The organism is Nonomuraea sp. NPDC000554 (assembly GCF_040300065.1).
Taxonomy (GTDB): Bacteria; Actinomycetota; Actinomycetes; order Streptosporangiales; family Streptosporangiaceae; genus Nonomuraea.
Window position 1 is genome coordinate 95,385 of record NZ_JBEPDC010000021.1, and the last position, 26,836, is coordinate 122,220.

General features: G+C 71.2%; 26 protein-coding genes. 17 read left to right on the forward strand and 9 right to left on the reverse strand.

The window, feature by feature from the left end; all coding sequences use genetic code 11:
- The first annotated feature begins 4 nt into the window (after nt 1-4).
- The 3 genes from ABT294_RS33745 to ABT294_RS33755 are packed head-to-tail and all read left to right on the forward strand — an operon-like array spanning nt 5 to nt 1,632.
- Nucleotides 5-610, forward strand: coding sequence for a response regulator transcription factor (locus ABT294_RS33745; protein WP_350810469.1), 606 nt, complete (start codon nt 5-7; stop codon nt 608-610).
- Between the two features lie 58 nt (nt 611-668).
- Nucleotides 669-1,250: a TetR/AcrR family transcriptional regulator gene (locus ABT294_RS33750; RefSeq protein ID WP_350810363.1), complete on the forward strand. Its 582-nt coding sequence runs from the start codon at nt 669-671 to the stop codon at nt 1,248-1,250.
- Nucleotides 1,240-1,632, forward strand: a complete 393-nt coding sequence (locus ABT294_RS33755; protein ID WP_350810364.1) for a nuclear transport factor 2 family protein — start codon at nt 1,240-1,242, stop codon at nt 1,630-1,632. Before ABT294_RS33750 ends, ABT294_RS33755 begins: the two co-directional genes overlap by 11 nt.
- A 25-nt stretch (nt 1,633-1,657) precedes the next feature.
- Here the strand turns inward: ABT294_RS33755 and ABT294_RS33760 are convergent, their stop codons facing one another.
- Both ABT294_RS33760 and ABT294_RS33765 read right to left on the reverse strand, forming a co-directional pair.
- Nucleotides 1,658-2,674 carry an EAL domain-containing protein gene (locus ABT294_RS33760; RefSeq protein ID WP_350810365.1) on the reverse strand — a complete coding sequence of 339 codons (1,017 nt, stop codon included), beginning with the start codon at nt 2,672-2,674 and terminating at the stop codon, nt 1,658-1,660.
- A gap of 186 nt (nt 2,675-2,860) precedes the next feature.
- Nucleotides 2,861-3,421: a helix-turn-helix domain-containing protein gene (locus ABT294_RS33765; protein ID WP_350810366.1), complete on the reverse strand. Its 561-nt coding sequence runs from the start codon at nt 3,419-3,421 to the stop codon at nt 2,861-2,863.
- A 62-nt stretch (nt 3,422-3,483) separates the two neighbouring features.
- On the opposite strand from ABT294_RS33765, the gene ABT294_RS33770 reads away from it, so the two are divergent.
- Nucleotides 3,484-4,809, forward strand: coding sequence for an erythromycin esterase family protein (locus tag ABT294_RS33770; RefSeq protein ID WP_350810367.1), 1,326 nt, complete (start codon nt 3,484-3,486; stop codon nt 4,807-4,809).
- Between the two features lie 26 nt (nt 4,810-4,835).
- Nucleotides 4,836-5,537 (forward strand): acVLRF1 family peptidyl-tRNA hydrolase, encoded by a 702-nt coding sequence (locus tag ABT294_RS33775; RefSeq protein WP_350810368.1) that lies wholly within the window; start codon nt 4,836-4,838, stop codon nt 5,535-5,537.
- Between the two features lie 38 nt (nt 5,538-5,575).
- Here ABT294_RS33775 and ABT294_RS33780 read toward each other — a convergent pair whose 3' ends face one another.
- On the reverse strand, nt 5,576-6,397 hold the full coding sequence (locus ABT294_RS33780; RefSeq protein ID WP_350810369.1) for an NAD(P)H-binding protein: 822 nt from the start codon (nt 6,395-6,397) through the stop codon (nt 5,576-5,578).
- 81 nt (nt 6,398-6,478) lie between these two features.
- Between ABT294_RS33780 and ABT294_RS33785 the strand changes: the two genes are divergently transcribed.
- From ABT294_RS33785 to ABT294_RS33805, 5 genes are all read left to right on the forward strand, one after another.
- On the forward strand, nt 6,479-7,075 hold the full coding sequence (locus tag ABT294_RS33785) for a TetR/AcrR family transcriptional regulator (RefSeq protein WP_350810370.1): 597 nt from the start codon (nt 6,479-6,481) through the stop codon (nt 7,073-7,075).
- Between the two features lie 285 nt (nt 7,076-7,360).
- Nucleotides 7,361-8,959, forward strand: coding sequence for an ABC-F family ATP-binding cassette domain-containing protein (locus ABT294_RS33790; protein WP_350810371.1), 1,599 nt, complete (start codon nt 7,361-7,363; stop codon nt 8,957-8,959).
- Between the two features lie 113 nt (nt 8,960-9,072).
- Nucleotides 9,073-9,288: a helix-turn-helix domain-containing protein gene (locus ABT294_RS33795; RefSeq protein ID WP_020547488.1), complete on the forward strand. Its 216-nt coding sequence runs from the start codon at nt 9,073-9,075 to the stop codon at nt 9,286-9,288.
- A 120-nt stretch (nt 9,289-9,408) separates the two neighbouring features.
- On the forward strand, nt 9,409-10,233 hold the full coding sequence (locus ABT294_RS33800) for an enoyl-CoA hydratase/isomerase family protein (RefSeq protein WP_350810372.1): 825 nt from the start codon (nt 9,409-9,411) through the stop codon (nt 10,231-10,233).
- A 76-nt stretch (nt 10,234-10,309) separates the two neighbouring features.
- Nucleotides 10,310-12,196 (forward strand): ABC transporter ATP-binding protein, encoded by a 1,887-nt coding sequence (locus tag ABT294_RS33805; protein ID WP_350810373.1) that lies wholly within the window; start codon nt 10,310-10,312, stop codon nt 12,194-12,196.
- Here ABT294_RS33805 and ABT294_RS33810 read toward each other — a convergent pair.
- Complete coding sequence (locus ABT294_RS33810; protein ID WP_350810374.1) at nt 12,168-13,049, reverse strand: sulfotransferase; 882 nt, start codon at nt 13,047-13,049, stop codon at nt 12,168-12,170. The two genes, ABT294_RS33805 and ABT294_RS33810, sit on opposite strands and share 29 nt — an antisense overlap.
- A gap of 30 nt (nt 13,050-13,079) precedes the next feature.
- Between ABT294_RS33810 and ABT294_RS33815 the strand changes: the two genes are divergently transcribed.
- The 3 genes from ABT294_RS33815 to ABT294_RS33825 are packed head-to-tail and all read left to right on the forward strand — an operon-like array spanning nt 13,080 to nt 15,621.
- Nucleotides 13,080-13,817, forward strand: a complete 738-nt coding sequence (locus tag ABT294_RS33815; RefSeq protein ID WP_350810375.1) for an SIR2 family NAD-dependent protein deacylase — start codon at nt 13,080-13,082, stop codon at nt 13,815-13,817.
- Nucleotides 13,804-14,697: a S66 peptidase family protein gene (locus tag ABT294_RS33820; RefSeq protein ID WP_350810376.1), complete on the forward strand. Its 894-nt coding sequence runs from the start codon at nt 13,804-13,806 to the stop codon at nt 14,695-14,697. Before ABT294_RS33815 ends, ABT294_RS33820 begins: the two co-directional genes overlap by 14 nt.
- 54 nt (nt 14,698-14,751) lie before the next feature.
- A complete protein-coding gene (locus ABT294_RS33825) occupies nt 14,752-15,621 on the forward strand; it encodes a hypothetical protein (RefSeq protein WP_350810377.1) in 870 nt (289 codons plus the stop codon).
- Here the strand turns inward: ABT294_RS33825 and ABT294_RS33830 are convergent.
- Both ABT294_RS33830 and yczE read right to left on the reverse strand, forming a co-directional pair.
- Complete coding sequence (locus ABT294_RS33830; RefSeq protein ID WP_350810378.1) at nt 15,618-17,372, reverse strand: glycoside hydrolase family 15 protein; 1,755 nt, start codon at nt 17,370-17,372, stop codon at nt 15,618-15,620. The genes ABT294_RS33825 and ABT294_RS33830 overlap by 4 nt on opposite strands.
- A 78-nt stretch (nt 17,373-17,450) precedes the next feature.
- Complete coding sequence (gene yczE / locus ABT294_RS33835) at nt 17,451-18,053, reverse strand: membrane protein YczE (protein ID WP_350810379.1); 603 nt, start codon at nt 18,051-18,053, stop codon at nt 17,451-17,453.
- 63 nt (nt 18,054-18,116) lie between these two features.
- Between yczE and yczR the strand changes: the two genes are divergently transcribed.
- Nucleotides 18,117-19,547: a MocR-like transcription factor YczR gene (gene yczR, locus ABT294_RS33840; protein ID WP_350810380.1), complete on the forward strand. Its 1,431-nt coding sequence runs from the start codon at nt 18,117-18,119 to the stop codon at nt 19,545-19,547.
- Here the strand turns inward: yczR and ABT294_RS33845 are convergent.
- Both ABT294_RS33845 and ABT294_RS33850 read right to left on the reverse strand, forming a co-directional pair.
- Nucleotides 19,531-20,145: a trimeric intracellular cation channel family protein gene (locus ABT294_RS33845; protein ID WP_350810381.1), complete on the reverse strand. Its 615-nt coding sequence runs from the start codon at nt 20,143-20,145 to the stop codon at nt 19,531-19,533. The genes yczR and ABT294_RS33845 overlap by 17 nt on opposite strands.
- A gap of 25 nt (nt 20,146-20,170) precedes the next feature.
- Entirely contained in the window at nt 20,171-21,658 is a 1,488-nt protein-coding gene (locus tag ABT294_RS33850; RefSeq protein ID WP_350810382.1) for a peptide MFS transporter, read from the reverse strand.
- Nucleotides 21,659-21,797: 139 nt separating this feature from the next.
- Between ABT294_RS33850 and ABT294_RS33855 the strand changes: the two genes are divergently transcribed.
- From ABT294_RS33855 to ABT294_RS33865, 3 genes are all read left to right on the forward strand, one after another.
- Nucleotides 21,798-23,633 carry an AMP-dependent synthetase/ligase gene (locus tag ABT294_RS33855; protein WP_350810383.1) on the forward strand — a complete coding sequence of 612 codons (1,836 nt, stop codon included), beginning with the start codon at nt 21,798-21,800 and terminating at the stop codon, nt 23,631-23,633.
- A gap of 71 nt (nt 23,634-23,704) precedes the next feature.
- A complete protein-coding gene (locus ABT294_RS33860) occupies nt 23,705-24,529 on the forward strand; it encodes a hypothetical protein (protein WP_350810384.1) in 825 nt (274 codons plus the stop codon).
- Between the two features lie 159 nt (nt 24,530-24,688).
- Nucleotides 24,689-25,189 carry a hypothetical protein gene (locus ABT294_RS33865; protein ID WP_350810385.1) on the forward strand — a complete coding sequence of 167 codons (501 nt, stop codon included), beginning with the start codon at nt 24,689-24,691 and terminating at the stop codon, nt 25,187-25,189.
- 370 nt (nt 25,190-25,559) lie between these two features.
- On the opposite strand, the gene ABT294_RS33870 is transcribed toward ABT294_RS33865, so the two are convergent.
- A complete protein-coding gene (locus ABT294_RS33870) occupies nt 25,560-26,714 on the reverse strand; it encodes an RtcB family protein (protein WP_350810386.1) in 1,155 nt (384 codons plus the stop codon).
- Nucleotides 26,715-26,836: the final 122 nt, after the last annotated feature.

Consider the following 26,836-nt stretch of genomic DNA (forward strand, 5'->3'; position numbering starts at 1 on the left):
CCCGGTGATCCGTGTGATGCTGGCCGAGGACCAGGCCATGGTACGTGGCGCGCTGGCGTCGCTGCTCGGCCTGGAACCCGACATCGAGGTGGTCGGCGAGGCCGCCAACGGCGAGGAGGCCGTCGCCGTCGCCGCCAAGGAGCAGCCGGACATCGCGCTGCTCGACATCGAGATGCCCGCCATGGACGGCATCACCGCGGGCGGCAGGATCGCCGCGCAGGTGCCGGGCTGCCGGGTGATGATCCTGACCACGTTCGGCAGGCCCGGCTACCTGCGTACCGCGATGGAGGCGGGAGCGGTGGCGTTCCTGGTGAAGGACAGCCCGGCCCGCGAGCTGGCCGCCGCGATCCGCCGGGTGCACGCGGGGGAGCGGGTCATCGACCCGGGGCTGGCCGCGGCGGCGCTCAGCGCCGGGCCCAACCCGCTGTCGTCGCGCGAGCGGGACGTGCTGGCCGCGGCGGCCGACGGCTCGACGATCGGCGACATCGCCACGTCCCTGCACCTGTCGGTGGGCACCGTGCGCAACTACCTGTCGTCGGCGATCCAGAAGACGCGGGCGCGCAACCGCATCGAGGCGGTGCAGCGGGCGCAGTCCCAGGGCTGGCTCTAGCCGCGTCTCAGGCGGGTCGCGTGGCCCGCTGGGCGGGCCGGGCCGCTACCGTGCCGGCATGGCCAGACCAGCGAAGTTCGACGCCGACCAGATTCTCGACGCGGCCGCGGCCGTCGCCGCCGAGAGTGGGCAGGGCGCGGTGACGGTCACCGCCGTCGCCGCCAGGCTCGGCGCGCCCAGCGGCTCGATCTACCACCGCTACGGCTCGCGCGACCTGCTGCTCGCCCACCTGTGGATCAGGACGGTCCGCCGCTTCCAGGAGGGTTTCCTGCACGCCGCGGAGACCGGCAACCTGGCCGAGGCGGTGCGGCGGGCGGCGGCGCACACCGTGCGCTGGTCGGCCGAGCACCCCGACGAGGCCCGCCTGCTGCTCCGCTACCACGTCGAGGACCTGCGCCTGGCCTGGCCGCAGGAGCTGGGCGAGGAGCTGTCGCGGCTCAACACGGCGTCGGTCGAGGCCATGCGACGGCTGGCGGAGCGCAGCGGCCACGGCGATCTGGAGCGCGTCGTCTTCGCGCTGGTGGACATCCCGCTCGCGGCCGTCCGGCGGCACCTGTCGAGAGGCGGGGCCATCCCCGAACGGGCGGCCCGGATGGCGGAGGCGGCAGCGCTCGCGGTAGTTTTAGAGAGTGACCTCTAAAACTGTTCGACAGCTCTACGACGCCTTCGCCGCCGGCGACGCGGACGCGCTCGTCGCCCCCCTCCACCCCGACCTCGTCCTGAAGGTCAGCGCCGGCATGCCGCTGGGCGTCGGAGGCGAGCACAACGGCCCCCAGGGCGCGCTCTGCGGCTGCTGGAGCGTCATCTTCCGCACCTACCAGACCGCCCCGGTGCCCGAGGAGTACGTGTGGTCGGGGCCGGACCGGTGCGTCGTCCTCGGCCACTACCGCGGCACCGTCCGAGCCACCGGACGCCCCTTCGAGGCCGCCTTCGCCCATGACCTGACGCTGCGCGACGACCTGATCGTGAACTTCGTCCAGATCACCGACACCGCCGAGTGGGCGCGAGCGCTGGCGTCATGAAGCCCGCGCCGGCGCGGTCAGGCGTTCAGCCCTTGACCGCCGTCAACTGCCTGATCAGGTCCGAGACCCGCACGATGCCCAGGCAGCGGTTGAGCTCGTCGATGACCACCAGGTCGTCGTAGACGCGTCCGGAGTCCCGGCCCGCCGCCTGCATCGCGGCGATGGCCGGGGTGGTCCTCGGCACCGTGCGCGGCGGGTCGGCGAGCCGCCTGGCGGGCTTGGCGCCGTGCAGCGCGTGCCCGTAGCGGGCGGCGAACGACAGCAGGAAGCGGCTGCGGTCGAGGCTGAACTTGGGGCGCTGGTACTCGTCCACCAGGATGACGCTGGTGATCGACGGCTCGTGCCCGAACGCCGCCACCACCTCCTCCGCCTTGGCCTCCGCGGGAAGCGTCACGGCGGGCAGCAGCAGCTCCTGCACGCGGGGGCCGAGCGAGATCGCGGGCTCGTCCTCGACGGCGGGGAGAGGGACCCGCACCAGCCCGTCGGGGCCCGGGGCGAGCAGCGGGCCGTGCGCCAGCCGCACCTCACAGCCGCGTACGGCGGCGAGCTGCGCCTCGTACTCGATCGCGGGGGCGAGCACGTGCGCGCCGACGCCGCGCGCCAGGCTCACCACGGCCCGTGCCACCGCCGAGGCCCGGTGGTCGCGCGGGATCCGCGCGACCACCTCGGGCGCGAGGGCGAGGAGGTACGGCGCGGCGTCCGCGATCATGTCCAGCGGCACGCTCTCCGCTCCCAGCCCGGCGAACCCCAGCAGGTAACCCAGATTGCGCAGCCCGTCGAGCTGCACCTTGATCATCGGACGGTCGGCCTGCCCGAACGGGCCCGTCAGCAGCAGGATGGCCTCGCGCGGATGTCTGGCCGATCGCCTGAGCGCCTCGTGCAGCGGCGCCAGCGCGCCGGCGCCGGACAGCACCACGTGGACGGGCAGGTCCAGCACCATCGGCAGCGGCGCCGCGCGGAGGTAGCCGGAGGAGTCCACGATGGCGGGGCGGGCGATGACGGCGCCCGTGTCGAGATCCACTACGGGACCGGTGAGGGACACGTTGCGATGATGGGGGCGTTCCGGCCTCGGCAGAAGGCCCACGAAACGAAATTCACTGACATTTCCCGCCCAATTTTCCGCTCCGCAGGTGGGGAATCCGGACAACCGGCTGGTCGCGTTCGAGGACCACGCGCCCGGGTGGGCGTCGCCGTGGGGGCGCCGGACTCGCTGGAGCCGTGCGCGGGCTCACGGGCGGTGGTCGGCTTGCGGGTCGGGCCCGGCCTGGTCCGCCGGGAAGAGGATCACGCTCAGCAGGTGGGGGCTGCGGCCCGGCGCGGGTTTGTTGCGCGACCTGGACACGACCACGTCGCGCAGCACGTCGACCATCTCGGCGAGTTCCTCGGGGCTGAGCCAGACGGTGCCCTGCCGGTAGCCGACGGAGTCGGCGGTGGGGTCGGCTCCGTCGCGGTCGAGGTAGGCGTTGAACTCCGCGTGCAGGGCGGCCATGGCCGCGGCGAACCCGCTGCGGTGGTCGTCCAGGGACATCGACGCGGCCGCGTCGGCGTCGATCACCGTCCGCTCGCGGCGTAGCCGGTAGTGGCGTTCGACGGCGCCGTGGACGCGCTGTTCGTCGGCGACCTCGAGCACTCCCGCCTCGGCCAGCAGGCCGACGTGCCGGTACACGGTGGTCTTGGGGACGTCGGGCAGGCCGGCGCACAGGTCGGACGTGGTGCGGGTGTGCCCGCCGGACATGGCGTGGACGATGCGCAGCCGGACCGGGTGGAGGAGCAGTTCGAGGGTGTCCATCCCCATACGTTCCCATATCTGGTACCGTCCCCAAAATTGGGAATGCAACGGGAAGGCTTGAGATGACCGGGAAAACCTCGACGGTTCGGCTGAGCGACGAGGCGGTGGTGCCGCTGCGCACGCTCGATCCGAGCGGGCCACTCGACGACCTCGCCTGGCTGGACCGGGCGATCGGCGACGCGCGGGTGGTGGCGATCGGCGAGAGCGCGCACTACAACCGCGAGTTCTTCCAGCTCCGCCACCGCCTGCTGCGCTACCTGGTCGAGCGGCACGGGTTCAGCGCCTACGCGATGGAGACCGGCTTCGTCGAAGGGTGGCAGGTCGACAACTGGGTCCGAGGTGGCGAGGACGACCTCGGCCAGGTCATGGCGAACGGCATGACGTCACTGATGGGGCTGTGGACGCAGATGGGCGCCCATCTGCGGTGGATGCGGGAGCACAACCGCACCGCCGCGCACCCTGCCGGCTTCTACGGGATCGACCTGCCCGGCTCGATGGTGTCCCTGCTGCCCGGTCTGGACGCCGTGCTCGCCTACCTCGCGAAGGCCGATCCCGGCTTCCGGGCCGACCCGGGCATCCGGGAGACGGCCTCCGCCTTCGCGGTGTCGTCCGCGTTCTCCGCGCCCGCGGCCCTCGCCGCGTACGGGAACCTCGCACCCGAGGCCAAGGACGCGCTCACGGCGGGTCTCGCCGGCCTCGCCGCGCGCATGACGAGCCGGCGCCTGGACTACGTCCGGCGGACCACCGCCGACGCCTACGAGCGTGCGCTCCGTTCGCTGCGCGTCACGGTCACCCTCGACGTCGTCGCCCGCGAGCTGGCCCGCGGAGACCACCCGGCGGCGATGGTCACCCGCGACGCCGAGATCGCGGACACGGTCGAGTGGATCCTGCGCAGGGAAGACCGGATCGTCCTGGCCGCACACAACGGCCACATCCAACGCTGGCCCGTCACCCTTCCCGGCATGCCTGCGATGACCTCGATGGGCATGCACCTCGCCGACCGGCTGGGTAGCGACTATCTCGTCATCGGCACGACCTCGGGGACCGGCCAGATCCTCAACACAGGAGCCGGCTTCTACGCCGGCGAACTCTTCACGGCCATGCAGGCGCCCGAGCCCGGCAGCCTCGAGGCGCTCATGGCGGCGAGCCACGACGGACCCTTCGCGACCGACCTGCGGCGGCTGTCGCCGGCCGACGCCACGACCGTCCGCGCCGCCTCCCGGCAGCGCGCCGGCACCGGCGCCTTCTACGCCGAGCAGAGCCCGCTCGACGCCTTCGACCTCGTCGTCCACCTCCCGTACGTCACGGCGGCCGAACCCGACCCCGCCGCCCTCGCCCACTCGCCCCACGACGTGCGGGAGCCGTTCTCGCAGTGGACGCCGAAGTGACGCGCGGGCTGGGTTAGCCTTCCCGCATGAGTGGGCGACCCGCCAAAGGGGGCGGGCGGTGGGTGTCGGTGGTGCCCGAGAGGGTCCATCCGTGGATCGACGGGTTCGCCGGGCGGCACGGCCCGTTCGAGGCGTCCGGTGACTCCCGCGTCGTGCGGCTGCTGGCCGCCGACGGGGCGGTGGCGGAGCTGCACGTGCCGTTTCCGCCGATGAAGCCCGGCCCGCCGCACATCACCCGGCTCGTCGCGCACGCCGCGGCCGAACGGCGCGTGGGAGTCGTGCTGGTGCGGCTCGGCGGGTACGCGGCCGGGGTGTTCGAGGGGGACGTGCTGGTGGCGTCCAAGGTCGGGTCCCGGCTGGTGCAGGGACGGACGGCGGCGGGCGGCTGGTCCCAGCAGCGTTTCGCCAGGCGCAGGCAGAACCAGGCGGGCCAGGCGTTCGAGGCGGCGGCGGAGACGGCGCTGCGCGTGCTGTCGCCGCACCTCGCCGGCCCGGACGCCGGCCCGGACGCCGAACCGGACGACGGCCTGGACGCCGTCGTGTTCGGCGGCGACCGCAGGGCGGTGGACGCGCTGCGCGCCGACCCCCGGATGGCGCCGCTGCTGGCCCTGGAGGCGGAGCCGTTCCTGGTCGTGCCGGACCCGAAGCTGGCGGTCCTGAAGGAGGCCCCGAAGCAGTTCCGGGCGGTCCGGATCCGCGTGGTGGACCCGCCCTCCTCGACGGGCTGAGCCGCCGCGCCGGCAGGGCGGCGCAGGTGGTGGGGTGGCTAGGGGTGGAAGGCAGTGGCGTGGTCGGCGAGGAAGGTGGCGAGAGTGCGCGGTGGACGGCCGGTGACCTCCTCGACCGTCGAGGTGAGGCTTGACCAGCGCGCGTCCCCCATCTCCGCCATGAGGGTGGCGAACTCGAGGGCGACGGGCCCGGGGAGGCCCCTGCGTTCCGCGTGGGCCGCCATCTCGGGGATCGGCAGGTCGACGTACGAGACCTCCCGGCCGAGGGCGGCGGTGATGGCGGCGGCGATCTCCGCGTGCGTCGGGGACTCGGGGCCGGTGAGCACGTAGGTCGCGTCCGCGCCGACCGGGCGTGTCAGGAGGGCCGCGGCGACGTCCGCGATGTCCCTGGTGTCGATGTAGTTGACCTTGGCGGAGCCGTACGCGCCGTAGAAGCGGCCCTCGCGCACGTCGGCGAGCAGGTTCTGCATGAACCCGGTCGGCTCCAGGATCGACCAGGGCAGGCCGGAGCGCCTGAGGTGGGCGTCGATCTCGCCGTGGGCGCCGCCGCCGAGGGGCGCGCCCGGCCTGGCGTCGCGCACCGAGACCGACACCACCTGCGCCACCCCCGCCTCCCGCGCCAGGTCGATGACGGCCTGCTGGGCGGTGACGACGCCGGGCCAGAGGGAGCTGTTGAGGAACAGCCGGTCGCCGGCCGACAGCACCTTCCCGATCGTCTCCGGCCGGTCGAAGTCTCCCAGGACGTACTCGCAGCCGAGGTCCACGGGACGGCGCACCACGGCCACGACCTCCTCGCCGCGCAGCGTGTCGATGAGCGCCCTGCCGATCGAGCCGGTGGCGCCGGTTACCACGATCATCATGTCCTCCTAAGCGGAAGATTGGATTCCGGTTAGCCGGACGGTACACTAACCGGAATCGATTCGTCCACTTTGGAGTCGTAGGTGCGCGCGGATGCCAGGCGGAATCTGGACAAGATCGTCGAAGCGGCTGCCGCCGTCATGGCCGAGCGCGGCGTCGGAGCACCCATGGAGGCGATCGCCCGCCGCGCGGGCGTCGGCGTCGGCACCCTCTACCGCCGCTTCCCTGACCGCAACGCGCTGATCGCGGCCATCGGCGAGCACTACGTCCACTCCCTGGCCGAGGCGCTGCTCGAGGCCGCGGCGAACGCGCCCGACGCCTGGAGCGGGCTGCGCGGCTTCGTCCTGTGGGCCGCGAACCCCGGCCGGGCCGCGCTCGCCGCCTCGCTCGCCGAGCTGCCCGACGAGACGTTCCTGGACATGGCCGAGTTCGCCGTCGCGCGCACGCGCTGGCTGGAAGGGCTCGACGAGCTGGTGCGCAGGGCCCAGGCCGAAGGCGGGATGCGCGCCGACGTCGACACCGAGGACGTGGTGTCGCTGATGAGCCTCTTCGCCTGTCATCCCGCGGATCTGCCCGCGCACGTGGCCGCCCAGCCGGTGCGCTTCCTGCACCTGATACTCGACGGCATGCAGGCGAGCGCCGCCACCCGGCTGCCCGGTGACCCGCCGGAGAGCGTTTGAGCCGATTCAAAACCAGCGCGAACCAGACTGGCGTGCCACCCGTCCTGGAGGCGCCGCACGTGCTCGCCCCCGTGCTGGACGCGTCGTTCGTCTCGACCGGCGACGCCGCGCAGTACGCCCTGGCCGCGATTCGGAACCTGCGCTGGTCGGCGAACACCTGCCCGAGGACTGACCTGAGGTGGGACTCCCGCCTGGGGCCATACACTGATCCGTATGCACACTCCCGATTGACCGGCGCAGCACGCCCCAACCCTCGTTTCCTAGCCCGGGAGTGTTCGTCCAACCATGATCATCGCCAGTGACATCGAGCTGCGCGCGGGCGCGCGGCTGCTCATCGAGAAGTCGTCCTTCCGGGTCAACCCGGGCGACAAGATCGGCCTCGTCGGCCGCAACGGCGCGGGGAAGACCACGCTGACCAAGGTGCTGGCGGGCGAGGGCCTGCCCGCCGCGGGCACCGTCACCACCTCGGGCAACGTCGGCTATCTGCCGCAGGACCCGCGCACCGGCGACCTGCAGGTGCTGGCCCGCGACCGCATCCTGTCGGCCAGGGGCCTGGATGAGGTGCTGCGCAAGCTGCGCGAGGCCGAGCTCGCCATGTCGTCCGCCGACGAGCGCACCCGCGAGAAGGCGGTCAGGCAGTACGGCCGCCTGGAGGATCAGATGCACGTCCTCGGCGGCTACGCGGCCGAATCCGAGGCCGCGTCGATCTCCTCCAGCCTCGGCCTGCCCGACCGGGTGCTCGGCCAGCCGTTGGAAACGCTTTCCGGCGGGCAGCGCAGGCGCGTCGAATTGGCGCGCATTCTTTTCAGCGGTGCGGAAACTCTCCTACTTGACGAGCCGACAAACCACCTAGATGCGGACTCAATCGGGTGGCTTCGTGATTTTTTGCGATCGCATCAGGGCGGCTTGGTGATCATCAGTCACGATGTCGGTCTTCTTGAAGCCACGGTCAACAAGGTCCTGCACCTCGACGCCAACCGCAGCGTGATCGATCACTACAATGTCGGCTGGAAGGCCTACCTCGCCCAGCGCGAGACCGACGAGAAGCGCAGGAAGCGCGAGCGCGCCAACGCCGAGAAGCAGGCGGGCGCGCTGCTGGCCCAGGCCGACAAGATGCGCGCCAAGGCCACCAAGGCCAAGGCCGCCCAGGACATGATGCGCCGCGCCAACCGCCTGCTCGCCGGAACCGAGGAGGAACGCCAGGGCGACAAGGTCGCCAAGCTCCGCTTCCCCGAGCCGCAGCCGTGCGGCCGAACCCCGCTGACGGCCGAAGACCTGTCCAAGTCGTACGGGTCGCTGGAGGTGTTCACGGACGTCAGTGTGGCCATCGACCGAGGTCACCGGGTTGTCATCCTGGGGCTCAACGGCGCCGGCAAGACCACGCTGCTGCGACTGCTCGGCGGGATCGAGACGCCCGACACCGGCGCGCTCAAGCCCGGTCACGGTCTGAAGATCGGCTACTACGCCCAGGAGCACGAGACCCTCGACAGCGGCCGCACCCTCCTGGAGAACATGCAGTCGGCGGGCGGCACGTTCACCGACACCGAGTTGCGCAAGGTGCTCGGCTCGTTCCTGTTCACCGGCGACGACGTCGACAAGCCCGCCGGAGTCCTGTCAGGTGGCGAGAAGACCCGGCTCGCGCTTGCCATGCTGGTGCTGTCGAGCGCCAACGTCCTGCTGCTCGACGAGCCCACGAACAACCTCGACCCGGTCAGCCGCGAGCAGGTCCTCAACGCTCTGAGGTCCTATTCAGGAGCAATCGTCCTGGTTACGCATGACGAGGGTGCCGTTGACGCCCTTTCACCGGATAGGGTGATCTTGCTGCCAGACGGAACTGAAGACGCTTGGAGCGATGAATTTTCCGATCTGGTGGCACTTGCCTGATCTTAATTTGAGTGGGTACGGATCTTTTCCCGTGGAGTAGGTAGCCGATCCCGCTGAAATGACTGATCATGGCGGAGTAACGCTGCGGAAGTCCGGCACTACAGGAGGTACTCGTGGCCGAGACACTGAAGAAGGGCACCCGGGTCACCGGGGCCGACCGGGAGAAGCTGGCCGGTGATCTCAAGAAGCGCTATGCCGCGGGCGAGAGCATCCGCGCCCTGGCGGCTTCGACCGGTCGGTCCTACGGGTTCATCCACCGCATCCTGAGCGAGTCCGGCGTGACTCTGCGCGGGCGCGGAGGGGCGACCCGAGGCAAGTCCAAGCGCTGACGGCCGCCTCGGAACGTGCGACCGCAGCCGCTCGTCCCCAGTCAGCCACCGTCGCGCCCGAGCCGGCCAGAATCATATTCTGTAGGCTCGGGCGCGACGGGCAGCTAAAGGGAGTGAGCGATGGCGGGAGCGGCGGCACCACAACAGCGCGGGGGGAACGCGGAGGACGTCTCAGCCGAAGCACTGGCGGAGATCGGCCTGCGCTACGAGGTGGACGGTGAGATCGCGACGATCACGCTGAACCGGCCGGACAAGCGGAACGCCCAGACGTTCGCCACCTGGTCGGCACTGGCCGACATCGGTGGCAACCTGCCGGAGCAGATACGTGTCGTCGTCGTGAAAGGTGAGGGACCGTCCTTCTCAGCAGGGATCGACCTGCGGATGTTCACACCAGAAGGAGTGCCCGGGCAGGGCTCGTTCAGCTCGGCCGCCGCACTTGAAGGCCCGGCCTTCGAGGAGCGGCTACGACAGGCCCAGCAAGGGTTTCTGTGGTTGCGTCGACCGGAGATCGTCTCCATCGCGGCCGTACAGGGGCACGCGATCGGCGCCGGATTCCAGCTCGCACTGGCCTGCGACCTGAGAATCATCACGAATGACGTCAAGTTCTGTATGAAGGAGCCGGCCCTGGGGCTGGTGCCCGACCTGACGGGAACCAAGCCGCTGGTCGAGCTGGTCGGACTGGCCAAGGCGATCGACCTCTGCCTGACAGCCCGTACCGTGGAGGCCGACGAGGCCATGCGCATCGGCCTCGCCGAGAAGGTGGTCGCCAGGAGCGACCTGGCGAAAGCCGTGCAAGACAAGATCGCGGAGTTGCTGTCGACCAACAGGGACGCGGCGGCGGCTACCAAGCGACTGCTCCAGGGCGCGAGGGGGCGCACCCTGGAGGAGCAGAGTGCGGCAGAAGGAGCGGAACAGGCCAAGCGGCTCAGAGCGCTGTTCGGTTGAGAACGGTCTTACGCCCTGAGCTGACCGGGGAATCGTCCGGCGGCCCCGCGACGCTCATACCGGGGGAGGACCCCGAATGGCGATGATGGGAGGGGGCTTCGGCCCCCACGTGTGGACGTCGTTGCGGCGCGACGGCTCGGTGACCAAACAGCGGCTCGCGCCCGGCACGGTCAGGCGCATCGCGCGCTACGCCAGGCCGCACACCAAGCAGATCACCGCGTTCCTGCTGCTCGTGGTGGCGGGCGCGGTCATCGTGATCGCCAACCCGCTGCTGATGAAGGCGATCATCGACGACGGCATCCTGCCCCGCCGGGCCGGCGTCGTGGTCGGGCTGGCGCTGGCGATCGGCGCGCTCGCGCTGCTCGACGCCGGGCTCACGCTGATGCAGCGGTGGTTCTCCGCGCGCATCGGCGAGGGGCTGATCTACGACCTGCGCACCGAGGTGTTCGACCACGTCCAGCGCATGCCGGTCGCCTTCTTCATGCGGGCGCAGACCGGCGCGCTGGTCAGCAGGCTCAACAGCGACGTGATCGGCGCGCAGCGGGCGCTGACCAGCACGCTGTCGTCGGTGGTGTCGAACGTGGTCAGCCTGGTGCTGGTGCTGGGCGCGATGCTCGCGCTGTCGTGGCAGGTGACCCTGGTCGCGCTGGTGCTGCTGCCGATCTTCATCGTCCCGGCCAAGTGGGTGGGGCGGCGCATGTCGGCGCTCACCCGCGAGCAGATGCAGCTCGACGCCGAGATGAGCTCGGTCACCACCGAGCGGTTCAACGTGGCGGGCGCGATGGTCGCCAAGCTCTACGGCAGGCCGGAGGACGACGCCGAGGTGTTCGGCAGGCGCGCCGCCAGGGTGCGCGACGTGGGCGTCACGGTCGGCATGTACGGGACGGTGTTCCGCGTGGCGCTGGGGCTGGTCGCGGCGCTGGCCACCGCCCTGGTCTACGGCATCGGCGGCGTGCTGGCCGTGGGCGGCGTGTTCGAGCTGGGCACGCTGGTGGCGCTGGCCGCGCTGCTGATGCGGCTGTACGGCCCCCTCACGTCCCTGTCGAACGTGCACGTGGACGTGATGACCGCGCTGGTCAGCTTCGACCGCGTCTTCGAGATCCTCGACCTGCGGCCGATGGTGTCGGAGCGGCCGGACGCCGAGCCGGTCCCCGACGGGCCGGTGACGATCGAGTTCGACGACGTCCGCTTCCGCTACCCGGCGGCCGAGGAGGTGTCGCTGGCCTCACTGGAGTCGGTGGCCAGACAGGACACCGGCCCCTCGCACCCGGTGCTCAAGGGCGTCTCGTTCACCGCCAAGCCCGGCCAGCTGATCGCGCTGGTCGGCCACTCGGGCGCGGGCAAGACCACGATCACCTCGCTGGTCTCGCGGCTCTACGACGTCAACGAGGGCGCGGTGCGGATCAACGGGCTCGACGTGCGCGAGGCCACCCTCGCCTCGCTCCGCGACACCGTGGGCGTGGTCATGCAGGACGCTCATCTCTTCCACGACACGATCGGGGCCAACCTCCGCTACGCCAGGCCCGGGGCCACCGACGAGGAGGTCTGGGAGGCTCTCAGGGCCGCGCAGATCGGCGAGCTCGTCGAGGCGCTGCCCGAGGGGCTCGACACCGTGGTCGGCGACCGCGGCTACCGGCTGTCGGGCGGTGAGAAGCAGCGCCTCGCCCTGGCCAGGCTGCTGCTGAAGGCGCCGCGCGTGGTCGTCCTGGACGAGGCCACCGCGCACCTCGACTCGGAGTCGGAGGCGGCGGTGCAGCAGGCGCTGAAGACGGCGCTGCAGGGGCGCACCTCGCTGGTCATCGCGCACCGGCTGTCGACGATCAGGGAGGCCGACGAGATCCTCGTCGTGCAGGACGGCCGCATCGCCGAGCGCGGCGGCCACGACGAGCTGCTGGCGCGCAGCGGCCTGTACGCCGAGCTGTACCGCACCCAGTTCAGCTCTTCAGGTAGCCCAGCCGGTTGAGCTCCTCCCTGGCGACCTTCTCCACGAGCTGGAGGTCGCCGGGGCGCAACCGGGTGCGCCAGGAGCCGGCCTCGGCGCTCCTGCCGTACAGGGCGACCTTGGAGACGCGGGTCTCCAGGAACTCCGCCAGCGTCGCCACCGACTGGGCGGGCCGCAGCACCAGGTCCTCGTAGCGCAGGGTGAGGAGCTGGTCTTCCGGCAGGTCCTTGCGCAGGGTGGCGCTGAGGCGCACGGCGCTGCGCCAGCGCAGGGCGCACTTGCCCGCGATCGGCATGCCCTTCCACCTGTCGCGGTGCTCGTCGCGGTTGACGCCCAGGAACGCGTTGGGGAACTCGGTCTGCTCGCCCAGCATCCCCGGCTTGAACCAGGCCAGGCACGCCGGGTCGGCGAGCATGTCCGCGGTCACGTCGCGGCCGTCGCGGATGAGCTGCACGAACCGGGCGTCGGGGAAGGCCTGCAGCAGCACCTGCGCGCTGTAGAGCAGGTCGGGGCCGGCGTCGCCGAACCGGGTCACCTCGCCGGTGGCCACGCAGGGGCCGGCGGCGGTGACGCCGCCCGCCTCCCTGCACGACTCGGCGCACTGCCCGCACGAGCCGGGCAGCACCTGCCACGACTCCGACAGCGCGTCGCGCAGCACCCGGGTCGCCCCGGTGGTGCGGGCGATCGACGGCTTGCGGGCGAAGGCGTACACCACGTGCGCCACGCACGCGCGGCCCATCGTCACGTGGAAGCCGGGGGACCGTTTCAGGGCGCGGCCGAGCAGGTCCGCGCCTGAATGCGGTGCTCCGAGCAGGAAGACCGGCCGGCGGACCTTGATGCCGTTGACCACGAGGATGTGGGGCGGAAGTCGCATACCGCATGCAAGTGTGACACCGTTTGCCAGGTGAACGAGCCATCCGCGGTGACGGTGCTCACGGGCGCGGGCATCTCCACCGACTCCGGGATTCCCGACTTCCGCGGGCCGCAGGGCGTGTGGACCAAGAACCCCGCCGCCCAGGCCCTCGTCACGCTGGAGAGCTACCTGGCAGACCCCGACGTCAGGCGCAGGTCGTGGCTGGCCAGGCGCGACCATCCGGCCTGGAACGCCGAGCCCAACGCCGGGCACCGCGCCCTGGTCGAGCTGGAGCGCGCCGGGCTGCTGCGGGCTCTCGTCACGCAGAACGTCGACGGGCTGCACCAGCGCGCGGGCTCGGTTCCGGAGAAGGTCATCGAGATCCACGGGACGCTCTTCCGCGTCGAGTGCGTCTCCTGCGACCTGATCACGCCGATGCGCGAGGTGCTCGACCGGGTGGCCGCCGGCGAGGACGACCCGCCCTGCCCGCGCTGCGGCGGCGTCCAGAAGGCCAACACGATCTCCTTCGGCCAGTCGCTCAAGCCGGACGTCCTGGAGGCCGCGCTCGACGCGGCCCGCTCCTGTGAGGTGTTCCTGGCCGTCGGCACCTCGCTGACCGTCCATCCCGCCGCGAGCCTGTGCGGCGAGGCGCTCGACGCCGGAGCCCGGCTGGTGATAGTCAACGCCCAGCCCACGCCCTACGACCCCTTCGCCGACCAGGTGATCAACGAGCCGATCGGCGAGGCTCTGCCCACGCTCGTCAAGGAGTTGATCGATGCAGCCAGGTGACACCGTCGCGATCGTCTCGCCGTCAGGCACACCCGACCCCGACCAGCTCAGGCGCGGAGCCGAGCGCCTGGAGGGGCTCGGGCTGAAGGTGGTGCTCGGCCCGCACGCGCTCGACCGGCAGGAGCTCGACTACCTGGCGGGCTCCGACGCCGCCCGCGCCGCCGACCTACAGGCCGCCTGGTGCGATCCGGACGTCTCCGCGGTGTTCTGCTCCAGGGGCGGGTACGGCGCGGCCAGGCTGCTCGACCTGCTCGACTGGGACGCCATGCGCGCGGCGGGGCCGAAGGTGCTGCTGGGATCCAGTGACATCACGGCGCTGCACCACACGTTCGGGATCGAGCTGGGCGTGCCGACCCTGCACGGGCCGATGCCCGCCTGCGGCGAGATGGCCGGCGGGCAGGGGCCCGAGCCGCGCGGCTGGGAGCACTTCCAGGCGGCCCTGTTCGGCACGCCGCAGCCGGTCCCCGGCGACCGCGTGCTGTCACCGGGCACGGCCGAGGGGGTGCTGACCGGCGGTAACCTGTCGTTGCTCGCCTCGATGTGCGGCACCCGCCACCACCCGTCGTTCGACGGGAAGATCGTCCTGCTGGAGGACATCGGCGAGGAGCCGTACCGGATCGACCGCATGCTCACCCAGCTGCTGCAGGCGGGCGCCTTCACCGGCGTGCGCGGCATCGTGCTCGGCTCGTGGGTCGACTGCGGCGATCCCTACCCGGTGCTGCGCGACCGGCTGCTGCCGCTCGGCGTGCCGATCCTGGCGGGCCTGCCGGTCGGTCACGGCACCCCGCAGCTGAGCGTGTGGCTTGGGGCTCTTGGGGTTATCGATACCGAATCGTGCTCGCTGTCTGGTCAGTTCCGCGACGAGCAGCAGGCAAGGTAGAGAGACAGACGGACAGGGACAAATCGGACAGAACCGGTAGAAGGGACGCGGCGCGTGAACGTGTTCAAGCGTGACCGGGAACCCTCACGCAGGCCGATCGAGGACGTCGACCTCGACTCGCTTCTCGCGCTCGTCGCCGAGTCCCTCGGGCACAGCTGCTCCTTCGCTCCCGACGGCGCCTCCCTGACGCTCGGCGGCGGCCGGCAGATCCGCGTCATGCTCACCGGGCTGCGCCGCGAGGCCGGGCGCAGGGCCAGGGAGGACTGGCCGATGCTGGTCTCCGAGCACCTCGCGCACGTCGTGGCCACCGCCGACGAGCAGTTCGACGTCTGCGACCTGGCTCAGGCCGGGCCGCTGCTGCGCACCCGGGTCGAAGCGGTCGACGAGGTGCCCGACCTGACCAGGGTCGTGGGGCGTCACCTCAACGCCGACCTGGTGGAGCTGCTGACGTCCGGCTCCCGGCTGGTGCGTCCGGAGGAGGCCGGGTGCTGGCCGGTGCCGTCGGCGGAGGCGCTGGAGCAGGCCGTCGCCAACGTCCGGCGCGACGAGCCGCTGTCGGTCGAGACGATCGAGCTGTCGGGCACCCCCGTCACCCGCCTGACCGGCCACACCCCGTCGGCCGCCACGCACCTGCGCTGGCTCGGGGAGTACCTGACGGTGCCGCCCGACGGCGTCCTCGTGGTGCTGCCCGACCCCTACACGCTGATCGTGCACCCGGTCGACGGCATCGGCGTGGTCAGGGCGCTCGAACGGCTGCGCGTGCACGCCGCCCGCACCGACGGGCTCAGCCCCCAGGTGTACTGGTGGCATCAGGGCCGCCTGACCCTCATCAGGGCCGACATCGTGCTGCAGGCGGGCCAGACCCGGCTCGTCGTGGCGCCGCCGCCCGAGTTCGCCAGAGTCCTGGCCCGCCTGGCCGTCTAGGACAGGGCCCGGGCCGCGAGGATGAGCGGCACGTGTGAGAACGCCTGCGGGAAGTTGCCGACCTGCCTGCCGTAGCGCGGGTCGAACTCCTCGGCCAGCAGCCCCACGTCGTTGCGCAGCGCGAGCAGCCGCTCGAACAGCTGCGTGGCCTCCTCCTTGCGGCCCTGCTTGGCCATCACCTCGACCAGCCAGAAGCTGCACGCCAGGAACGCGCCCTCGCCGCCCGGCAGCCCGTCGACGTCGTTGTCGGCGGCCACCGGGTAGCGCAGCACGAAGCCGTCGGACATCAGCTCCTTCTCGATCGCCGCCACCGTCCCCCTCACCCGGGGGTCGTCAGGGGGCAGGAAGCCCACGCTCGGCATCATCAGCAGCGACGCGTCCAGCTCGGTGGACCCGTACGACTGGGTGAAGGTGTTGCGGCGGGGGTCGTAGCCCTTGTCGCAGATCTCGGCGTGGATGGTGTCGCGCAGCGCCAGCCACCGGTCGACCGGGCCGGTGCGGCCGAACTCCTGCACGTACTTCACGGCGCGGTCCAGAGCCACCCAGCACATCATCTTGGAGTGGGTGAAGTGCCTGCGCGGGCCGCGCACCTCCCACAGGCCCTCGTCGGGCTCGTGCCAGTGGTCCTCCACGTAGTCGAGCAGCTCGCGCTGGATCGACCAGGCCCGGTCGTCGGGCGGCAGCCCCATCGCCCTGGACTCGTAGAGGCAGTTCATCACCTCGCCGTAGACGTCCAGCTGAAGCTGGTTGACCGCCTGGTTGCCGATCCTGACGGGGCGTGAGTCCTCGTAGCCGTCGAGCCAGCCGAGCTGGAGCTCGGTCAGCCGCCGCTCGCCCGCGACGCCGTACATGATCTGCAGGTCCTGGGGCCTGCCCGCGATCGCGCGCAGCAGCCAGGCGCGCCAGGCCGCCGCCTCGTCGAGGTAGCCGGAGCCGATCAGCGCGTCGAGGGTCATCGTCGCGTCGCGTAGCCAGCAGTAGCGGTAGTCCCAGTTGCGCACGCCTCCCAGATCCTCGGGCAGGGACGTCGTGGGAGCCGCCACGATGCCGCCGGTGGGGGCGTAGGTAAGCGCCTTGAGGGTGATCAGGGAGCGGACCACGGCCTCGCGGTACGGCCCCTCGTAGGTGCACCGGGCGACCCAGTCGGCCCACATCGCCTCGGTCTCCTCGAGCTGGTTCTCGCAGTGGATCTGCGCCGGCATCGGCTCGTGGGACGGGTGCCAGGTGAACACGAACGACAGCCGCTCGCCCTCCTTGACGTGGAAGGTCGCGCGGTGGGCGTAGTCGCCCCCCTTGAGCGGGACGGGGGAGTGCATCCAGGCCGAGTCGGGCCCTCCGATGGCTTGCAGGTGCCCGTCGGTGCGCCGCACCCAGGGGACGATGCGGCCGTAGTCGAAGCGGACCCTCAGGGTGGTGGAGACCTCGACCGTCCCGGAGACGCCCTCCACGATGCGCACCACGTCGGGGTTGACGTCGCGTGGCGGCATGAAGTCGATCACGCGCAGGGTGCCGGTGGGGGTGTCCCACTCGCTTTCCAGGATGAGTGTGTCGGGCCGGTAGCGGCGGCGGGTGGCGGGCTGCCTGCCGGTGGGACCGAGCCACCAGTGGCCGTTTCGCTCGCTGCCGAGCAGCGCGGCGAAGCAGGCGGGCGAGTCGAACCTGGGGAGGCAGAGCCAGTCGATGGAGCCGTCTCTGGCGACCAGAGCGGCAGACTGCATGTCCCCGATGAGCGCATAGTCCTCGATCCGCATGCCCTCGACGGTACCGCGAGAGGGCGATCACGCGGCCAGGTCCGATCACGTCGCGTCATGTCGGATCCGGCCGCGTGATCACGTCAGGGGGAACCAGCGGGTGAACAGCTGGGTCAGCGGGCCGATGGCCAGCGCGAACACCAGGGTGCCGATGCCGACGGTGCCGCCGAGCAGCCAGCCGACCGCCAGCACGGTGATCTCGATGAGGAAGCGGGCCAGCCGCACCGACAGCCCCATCCGGACCAGCCCCGTCATGACCCCGTCACGCGGTCCCGGTCCCATCCGCGCGCTGATGTACAGCACCGTCGCCAGCGCGACCGACACCACGCCGAGCACCAGGTAGAGCCAGCTCAGTGCCCAGTGTCCCGGGGCGGGCAGCAGGAAGATGGTGGCGTCGGCGAACAGCCCGAGGAAGATCACGTTGCTGATCGTGCCGACGCCCGGCCGCTGACGCAGCGGGATCCACAGCAGCATGACCAGCGCGCCGACCAGGATGATGACCGTGCCGATGGACAGACCGGCCTTGAAGGCCACGCCCTGGTGGAAGACGTCCCAGGGGTCGTTGCCCAGCCCCGACTCGACCTGGAGGCCGATGCCCGCGCCGTACAGCGCCAGGCCGCCGTAGAGGCGGGCCAGGCGGGCAGGCAGGGGGCCGAGGGCGGGGACCGTCGCTTCGCTCATAGTGGTCACAGAATGGCAGGCCAGCTGTTTGCCAAAACAGGGCCAATCGTGAAAAGTGGCCTCATGCGGTATCTGTCGGCGTCCCAGGTGGCGCGGCTGGTCGACGTCGACCCGGGCACGCGACCGTACTACCGGGCGCTGGCGGCCTCGGTGCGCGCGCTCGTCCTGGACGGGCAGCTGCCCGTCCGGGTGCGGATGCCCGCCGAGCGGCACCTGGCGGCCGCGCTGAACGTCAGCCGCACCACCGTCACCTCCGCCTACGACCTGCTGCGCGAGCAGGGCTACCTGGAGAGCAGGCAGGGCTCGGGAAGCTGGACGACGCTGCCCGACCCGGCCTTCGCCGCCGAGAACCCGTGGCTGTCCACCGACGGCGACGGGATGATCCAGCTGCACTGCGCGGCCCCCGCCGCCCCCGCCGCGCTGCGTGAGGCGATGGCCGGGGCGGTCGAGGACCTGCCGAGGTACGGCATGGGCAACGGCTACGACCCGATGGGCCTGCCGCAGCTCAGAGAGCGCATCGCCGCCCGCTACACCGCCCGCGGCCTGGCCACCAGGCCGGAGCAGATCCTCGTCACCACCGGCTCCCAGCACGCCATCCAGCTCGTCGGCAGCCTGCTCGTCGGCCCCGGCGACCCGGTGGTGATCGAGTCGCCCACCTACCCGCACGCCATCGACGTGGCCCGCCACCGGGGCGCCAGGCTGGTGCCCGTCGGCATCTCGCACGAGGGCTGGCAGGTGGACCTGGTCACCTGCGCGCTGCGCCAGTCGGCCGCCCGCGTCGCCTACCTGATGCCCGACTTCCACAACCCGACGGGCGCGCTCATGGACGACGCCACGAGGGCCGCCCTGGTCGGCGCCGCGAGGCGGTTCGACACCACCCTCGTCATCGACGAGACCTGGTCGGAACTGGCCCTGGACGACGTGCCGAGGACGGCGCCGATGGCCGCGTTCGACACCGACAGCCGGGTGATCACCATCGGCTCGGCCTCGAAGCTCTGGTGGGGCGGCCTGCGCATCGGCTGGATCCGCGCCACGGCCGCGCTCACCCGCCGCCTGGCCGTGCACCGGGCGATCGTGGACATCGCCAGCCCGGTGCTGGAGCAGCTCGTGGTGGCCCGGCTGTTCGACCGCCTGGAGGAGACCAGAGCCGAGCGCCGCCGCACGCTGGGCGCCTCCCGCGACGCGCTGGTCACGGGGCTGCGCGAGCGGCTGCCCGAGTGGAGCTTCACCGTCCCGCGCGGCGGCGGCACGCTGTGGGTGCGCCTCGACAGGGGCTGCGCCACCACGCTCGCCGAGGCCGCGGCCTGCCACGGGGTACGGCTCGCGCCCGGCCCCTGGTTCGGGCTCGAAGGCACCCTGGACGGCTACGTGCGGCTGCCGTACACGCTGCCGCCCCAGACGCTCACCGAGGCCGTCGGCAGGCTCGCCGTCGCCCACGAGCGCGGGCCCGTCGGCGCCAGGCCCGTGCCCGACACGCTCATTCCCATGGTGTGACGCCCCTGGCCAGCGGAGCCCGCCAGCCGAAGCGCATCGCCGCGGCCCGCAGCCCGAAGGCCAGCACCGCCGAGGCCAGGGTGGCCGGCCAGCCGTGCAGGTCGGCCAGGTAGAGCCCGGCCATCACCAGCGAGCCGAGCATCGCCGGCACCGCGTACAACTGCCGGTCGTACAGCAGTGCTGGGATCTCGCCGGCCAGCACGTCCCGCAGCATGCCGCCCCCGACGGCCGTGGTGACGCCCAGCAGGGCGGCGTGCAGCGGGCTCAGGCCGTAGTCGAGCGCCTTCTCCGTGCCGACCGCGCAGAACAGGCCCAGGCCCGCGGCGTCCAGCACCAGGATGACGGGCATCCCCTTGGCCACGTGCGGATGCCAGAAGAACACGATCATCGTGGCCGCCAGCGGCACCAGCACGTAGCCCAGGCTCTGGAAGGCGGCCGGGCGGACGTTCAGGATCAGGTCGCGGGCCACGCCGCCGCCCAGCGCGGTGAACTCGGCGAGCACCGCCATCCCGACCACGTCGAGTCGCTTGCGCACGCCCATCAGCGCGCCGGACAGGGCGAAGACGAAGATTCCGACAAGGTCGAGAAGTTCTGACACGTTCGCCATTCTTACCGGATGGCGTTCACGGCACGGGCGGCACGGAACCGGGATGGTGCTCGGACATCAGGTGCCGCAGCCTGCGGGTGAACAGGAACAGGACCAGCCCGGCGAGGATCGCGACCAGGGCCAGGACCAGGTAGTACGCGGGTTCGGAGACGACCGCGCTGAGCCGCCCGGTCTGGCCGCCGACCGCGTCGCCCACCGAGATCGAGATGAACCAGATGCCCAGCATCTGCCCCTTGAACGCCCGCGGCCCGAGCTTCGTGGTGACCGAGAGCCCGACCGGGCTGAGCGACAGCTCGCCGAAGACCTGGATGAGGTAGACCAGCACCAGCCACCACACCGACACCTTGCCGCTCTCGGCCAGTCTCGCCGCCACCGCCATCACCACGAAGCTCAACCCCACCGTGACCAGCGCGAACGCGAACTTCTGCGGGGTGCTCACGCGCGTGCCCAGCTTCGTCCAGAGCGCGGCGAACACCGGCACGAAGATCATGATGAACAGCGGGTTGAACGCCTGCGTGGTGGCCGCCTGGATGTGCACGCCGAACAGCATCAGGTCGGTGTTCTTCTGGGCGAAGAACAGCAGCTTGCTGGGCGCCAGGTCGTAGACCGTCCAGAAGATCGCGGCGGCCGCGAACAGCCAGACGTAGGCCTTCATCCGCGACTTCTCGTCCTCCGACAGGTCGTGGCTGCCGAGCAGGATGTAGCTGAAGTAGACCACCGGCACCGCCAGGATGAGGGCGGTCACCGCCAGCGCGAACCTGTCGAGCGTGAGCGTCCCCGACGCCGCCCAGGCCGCCATCGCCACCACGGCCGCGAACACGGCCAGCGGGATGATCCGCACGGCGTGACGGCGTTCGGAGGGGGTCAGCGGAAGGCCGGGCTGTTCGCCGACGCCCCTGAGCGAGCCCCGGCCCAGGACGTACGCGAGCAGGCCCAGCGCCATGCCCACCGCGGCGGCGCCGAAGGCCAGGTGCCAGCGGTTGCCCGTGGCCAGCCAGCCGACCACGATCGGGGCGAAGAACGCGCCGAGGTTGATCGCGAGGTAGAACACCGAGAAGCCGGCGTCCCTGCGGCCGTCCTCCTCCTCGCTGTAGAGCTTGCCGACCATGACCCCGATGTTCGGCTTGAGCAGCCCGGTGCCGGAGATGATGAGCAGCAGGCCCAGCCAGATCAGGAACGATCCGGTGACGGGTACGGCCATGCTGATGTGGCCGCACATGATGGTGGACCCGCCCAGCAGCACCGACCTGCGCGGGCCGAGGAAGCGGTCCGCGATCCAGCCGCCCGGCAGCGCCGCCAGGTAGATCAGCGCGCCGTAGAGGCCGACCACGGCCGTCGCGGTCTGCTCGCTCAGGCCCAGGCCGTGGTTGGCGGGGGAGGCGGCCATGAACGTGGCGAGGATGGCGCGCAGGCCGTACCAGCTGAAGCGCTCCCACATCTCGGTGCCGAACAGGGTCGCCAGGCCCCACGGATGCCCGAAGAACGTCCTTTCGCCGTTGCTCATCCGCGCCCCCCGACACGTTTCGCAGGTGGTTGACCACTCTAGGTGACAGCGCCCCCGCTTTCCCGGTTGGGGCTTGTCGCTACCCCGGTCGTGTGGTGCGATGCGTGCCACACGTGAATGCCGACTGGAGGCGGGTGCCGTGGCCGATGTCCTCGAAGTCCGTGCCGAGATCTCCGGCCTGATCGCCGGCCGTACCGTGTGCGAGCAGCTCAGGTGGCTCGCCGAACAGCACCCCGGGTCTCCGGCCTACTCCGATCCCGTGCCCGGCGGCTGGACCACGCTGACCTACGGCGAGGCGCGGCAGCGGGTGCTGGAGATCGCGGCCGGATTCGCCGCTCTCGGGCTGAGCCCCGGCGAGCCGGTGGCGCTGATGATGGTCAACAGGAGCGAGCACGTGCTGGCCGACCTCGGGGCCGTGCACGCGGGCGGCGTCGGCTGCACCGTGTACTCCACGTTCGCGCCCGACCAGATCGCCTTCGTCGCCGCCGACGTCGGCGCCAGGTTCGCCGTCCTGGGTGGGCCCGCGGACCTGGCCCGCTGGCAGCCCGTCCTCGACCGGCTGCCCGGCCTGCGGAAGATCATCATGCTCGACGGCGCCCCCGACGGCGAGCCGTTCATGACCTGGCAGGACTTCCTGGAGCTCGGACGCGCCTCGCTGAGCGCCGACGCCGCCGCGGTCGAGGCCCGATGGCGCGCCGTCACCCCCGACGACGTCGTCACCGTGCTGTACACCTCGGGCACCACCGGCCTGCCCAAGGGCGTCCCGCTCACCCACCGCAACGTCCTGTACGAGGTCGAGTCGACCGACCGGATGACCTCCCTGCCCATGGAGGGCGCCCAGATCTCCTACCTGACCTACGCGCACATCGCCGAGCGGGTGCTCAGCCTCTACCTGCCGCTGGTGAAGGTCTCGCACGTGTACTTCTGCACCGACCTGGCCGACCTGGGCGCCACGCTCGGGCAGGTCAGGCCGATGCTGTTCTTCGGCGTGCCGCGCGTGTGGGAGAAGATGGCGGCCCGCCTGCGGGCCGTCCTGGCCGCCCAGCCGCAGGAGCGGCAGGACGCCGTCCGCCAGGCCATGGCGGCCGGCGCCGCCTACGTCGAGGCCGGCCAGTACGGCCGGGCCGTCACCCCCGAGATCGCCGCCGCCTACGAGCGGGCCGACGCCGCGGCGCTGTCGGCGATCCGCGGGCTGATCGGCTTCGACCGCGCCGAGTGGACCGCCACCGGCGCCGCCCCGCTGCCGGACGAGGTGCGGCACTTCTTCGCCGGGCTCGGGCTGAAGGTCGTCGACGTGTACGGCATGACCGAGACGACCGGCGCCTTCACCGGCAACAGCCCGTCCTGCTATCGGCTGGGCAGCGTCGGCAGGGCCGAGCCCGGCGTCGAGGTCCGGCTCGCCGACGACGGCGAGATCCTCACCCGCAGCCCGCTCAACACCACCGGCTACCTGAACAAGCCCGAGGCCACCGCCGAACTGATCGACGCCGACGGCTGGCTGCACACCGGCGACATCGGCTCCGTCGACGCCGACGGCTTCTACCGGGTCGTCGACCGCAAGAAGGAGCTGATCATCACCTCGGGCGGGGAGAACGTCTCGCCCGCCGAGATCGAGAATCACCTCAAGGAGCACGTCCTCATCGGGCAGGCGCTCGCCTACGGCGACAACCGGCCCTACCCGGTCGCGGTCCTCACGCTCGACGGGGAGGTCGCGCCGGGCTGGGCGCGGGCGCGCGGCATCGCGTTCACGTCGCCGGCGGACCTGGCCGCGCATCCGGACGTCCTCAAGGAGGTCCAGGCGGCGGTCGAGGCGGCCAACGCCAAGCTCGCCCGGGTGCAGCAGGTGAAGCGGTGGGCGCTGCTCGGCACCGAGTGGACGGCCGAGACGTCCGAGCTGACGCCCAGCCTGAAGCTGAAGCGGCGGGTCATCCACGCCAGGTACGCCGACCTCATAGCCGGCCTGTACGCGGACTGACCCAACGTTTTGCCCTTCGGGGCGTGTGTCGTGACCCTGGCCATTGCCGCGTGCTTCCTAGCGTCGCGACCATGACCCGAAGTCTTCTTCTCGTCTCGCTCGCGACGGGGGCGCTCATGGTGCCCGTGCCGGCGTCCTCTGCCGCGACCGAGCTGTCCATCCGAGAGATCAACGTGCGGCCCGCCGAACCGGTGGTCACCCCCGACAACTCGATCCGCCTGCTGGTGGACGTGGTGGCCAGGGGAGCGCGGGGCAAGAACGGCGTCACCATCAGCGTGGAGCCGGGCACGCCGCCGGGGCCGGTGATCGGGTCCGAGTGGCAGGATCCGGGGCCGGGCGCCGCGGCCGACGTGATCGGCCCTCCCGCGCCCCAGGCCCCGAGGCCGCAGCCGAGGTCGCCGGAGATGACGTCCGGGCCGGAAGGGCGCCGCGAGGCCCGCGGCGAGGGCTGGGAGACCTGGCGTTTCCTGCCCGACAAGGCCCTGACCCGCTACTACCCGGCCGGAACCTGGACGGTCACCGCGACGGCCAGGGGAGCCGACGGTGAGACGCTGACCCGCTACGCGTCCTTCCAGCTCAGGCGGGAGACGAAACTGTCGGCCGTGCAGGCGGACAGGGCCTCAGGCTCCCGCGCGGTCCGCCTGACGGGCTTGCTGAACAGGGTGAACCCGCGCGGGTACACCGACTACTCGCCGTTCGCCGAGCAGCAGGTCGAGATCCAGTGGCGCAAGGACGAGGCGTCCGCCTGGGAGCGGGCGGGGACGGCGACCACCACCTCGGAAGGCACGTTCGCCAAGACGATCGCCAACAGGACCGGCGGCTCCTGGCGCGTCGAATACCCCGGAACCACCCATTACGCCCCAGACTTCTCGAAAACCCTACAAATAACCTCATAATTCAATAAGTCGCCTATTGGCATCTTTAATGGACTGCCGCATAGTCTGTGTTGCAATATTGTGATCAGCTAAGTGGCAACTTTTCCTTACCCTTACGCGTCATTGGCGTTGACGTGCTCCGTCTTGGAGCGCGTCTCACACGGGGAAGGAAATGGATCCATGATGAGACGTCTCGCCGCCGGGCTGGCGGCGGCTGCCCTGGGCGCGACGGTGGTGGCGACGACCGCGATGCCGGCGACGGCGGCCACGACGGCAACGGTGACGGCCGATCCGGACTTCGACGGCGGTCACACCCGCCTGCAGTTCGAGGCCGACCCCAACCCCGTCTGGCGCGGCAGGCCGCTGACCCTCGAGGGCAAGCTGTCGGTGGAGTGCGAAGAGGACTACATCAACGGCTTCGTCTCCGTCCTCCACGCGGACCACTGCAAGAAGCAGGAGGCCTGGCACCGCCTGGGCTGGAAGCGGGTCGTCATCCTGTTCCAGGAGGACGGCAGCGGCACGTGGGACTACGTGGACACGGTCAGGACCAGCCGTGACGGCTACTTCCGTACCAGGGTCCCGGCCTACACCTCGGGCACCTGGAAGGCCGTCTTCGAAGGCGCCAGGTACCTCGACGGTGCCGAGGCCACGGACTGGGTCAAGGTGGTCGGCCGCCGCTGAGCGGCACAACCCCGGACGCCCGGCTCCCCTCTCAGGGGGGCCGGGCGTCCGCCGTTCCGGCGGCCACGGAGATGAAGGCCGCCCAGAGGACGCGACCCGGGGTCCGCTCAGCGGATGTCGGCGTCCTCGCGGTAGCCGCTCGCCTGGGTCTCGAACAGGTGGGCGTAGCCGCCCGCCCGGGCCGACAAGGTCGTGGTGGGTGCCCTGCTCGGCGATCCGGCCGTCGCTCAGCACGACGATCTGGTCAAGCGGTGTCCGCCTGTGGAGCTGACATGAGACATACCGGACCCTCCCGGATGCGGTCGGCTGCGAAGCAGGAAACCTCACCCGCGAGGGTGGGAACCCCTCCTCCTTTAAGAGGAGGAGGAAGTCAACCCTTGTAGTTGAACACCTGGCGCAGCGTGTGCTGGATCTCCACGAGGTCCCGCTGGTCCGCCATCACACGGTCGATGGACTTGTAGGCGTCCGGGTGCTCGTCCACGAGCGCGGCGGCGCGGTCGGCGTTCCAGGTGCGCCCGCGCATCGCCTCGGTGAGGGACGCGGCCGACAGCTCCCGCTTGGCCTTGGTACGCGACATGCGGCGGCCGGCCCCGTGGGAGCAGGAGTTGTACGACTCCGGGTTCCCGCGCCCGCGCACGATGTACGAGCGGGTGCCCATCGAGCCCGGGATCACGCCCTCGTCGCCCGTGTCGGCCTTGATGGCGCCCTTGCGGGTGATCCACAGGGACCTGTCGTAGTGGGTCTCCTGCTGGGTGAAGTTGTGGTGGCAGTTGATCGTGCGGACCCGCTGCCCCTGCCCGGCGACCCGGAACAGGGCGTTGACGAGGACCTTGTCCATCCGGGCGCGCGAGGCCATGGCGTAGCGCTGCGCCCACAGCATGTCCTCGATGTACGCGGTGAACTCGGGGGTGCTCTGGACCAGGTAGGCCAGGTCGGGGTCCTCCAGGCCGACGGCCTGCTTCCTCATCAGCTTCTTGGCGCCGGCGATGTGCATCGTGGCCAGCTGGTTGCCGATGCCGCGCGAGCCCGAGTGCAGCACCGTCCAGACCCGGTCGCGCTCGTCGAGGCAGACCTCGACGAAGTGGTTGCCGGAGCCGAGCGTGCCGAACTGGTCGGACACCTTCTTCACCTGCTTGGGCGTCAGATCGGTGTGCGGGAGCCCCAGCTCGCCCAGGGCGCGGTCCATGGACGGGTCGTCGTGGCCCCTGCCGACACCGGCGGGTATGCGGCGCTCCACCATCGGCATCAGCGCGGCCAGCGTGTCGGGCAGGTCGGCGGCGGTGAGAGTCGTCTCGGTCGCGACCATGCCGCAGCCGATGTCGACGCCCACGGCGGCGGGGATGATCGCTCCCTCGGTGGGGATCACCGAGCCGACCGTGGCACCGATGCCGACATGCGCGTCAGGCATGAGAGCGACGTGGCCGGAGACGAACGGCAGGCGGGCGGCGCGCGCGGCCTGCGTGATCGCGCCTTCGTCGATCTCGCTGGCCCACGACAGCAGGTTCGGTGCGGGCTGGTTCGGCATCGGATGGATCTCCTCACTGGTCGTTGATCAGTCTTGCTGAACCAGGAGGGGAAAACCCACTCATTTTACCGCTTCTGCGATCGAAGGGCCTGGAACGGAATCAGGGGCGTGGAGAGAATGTT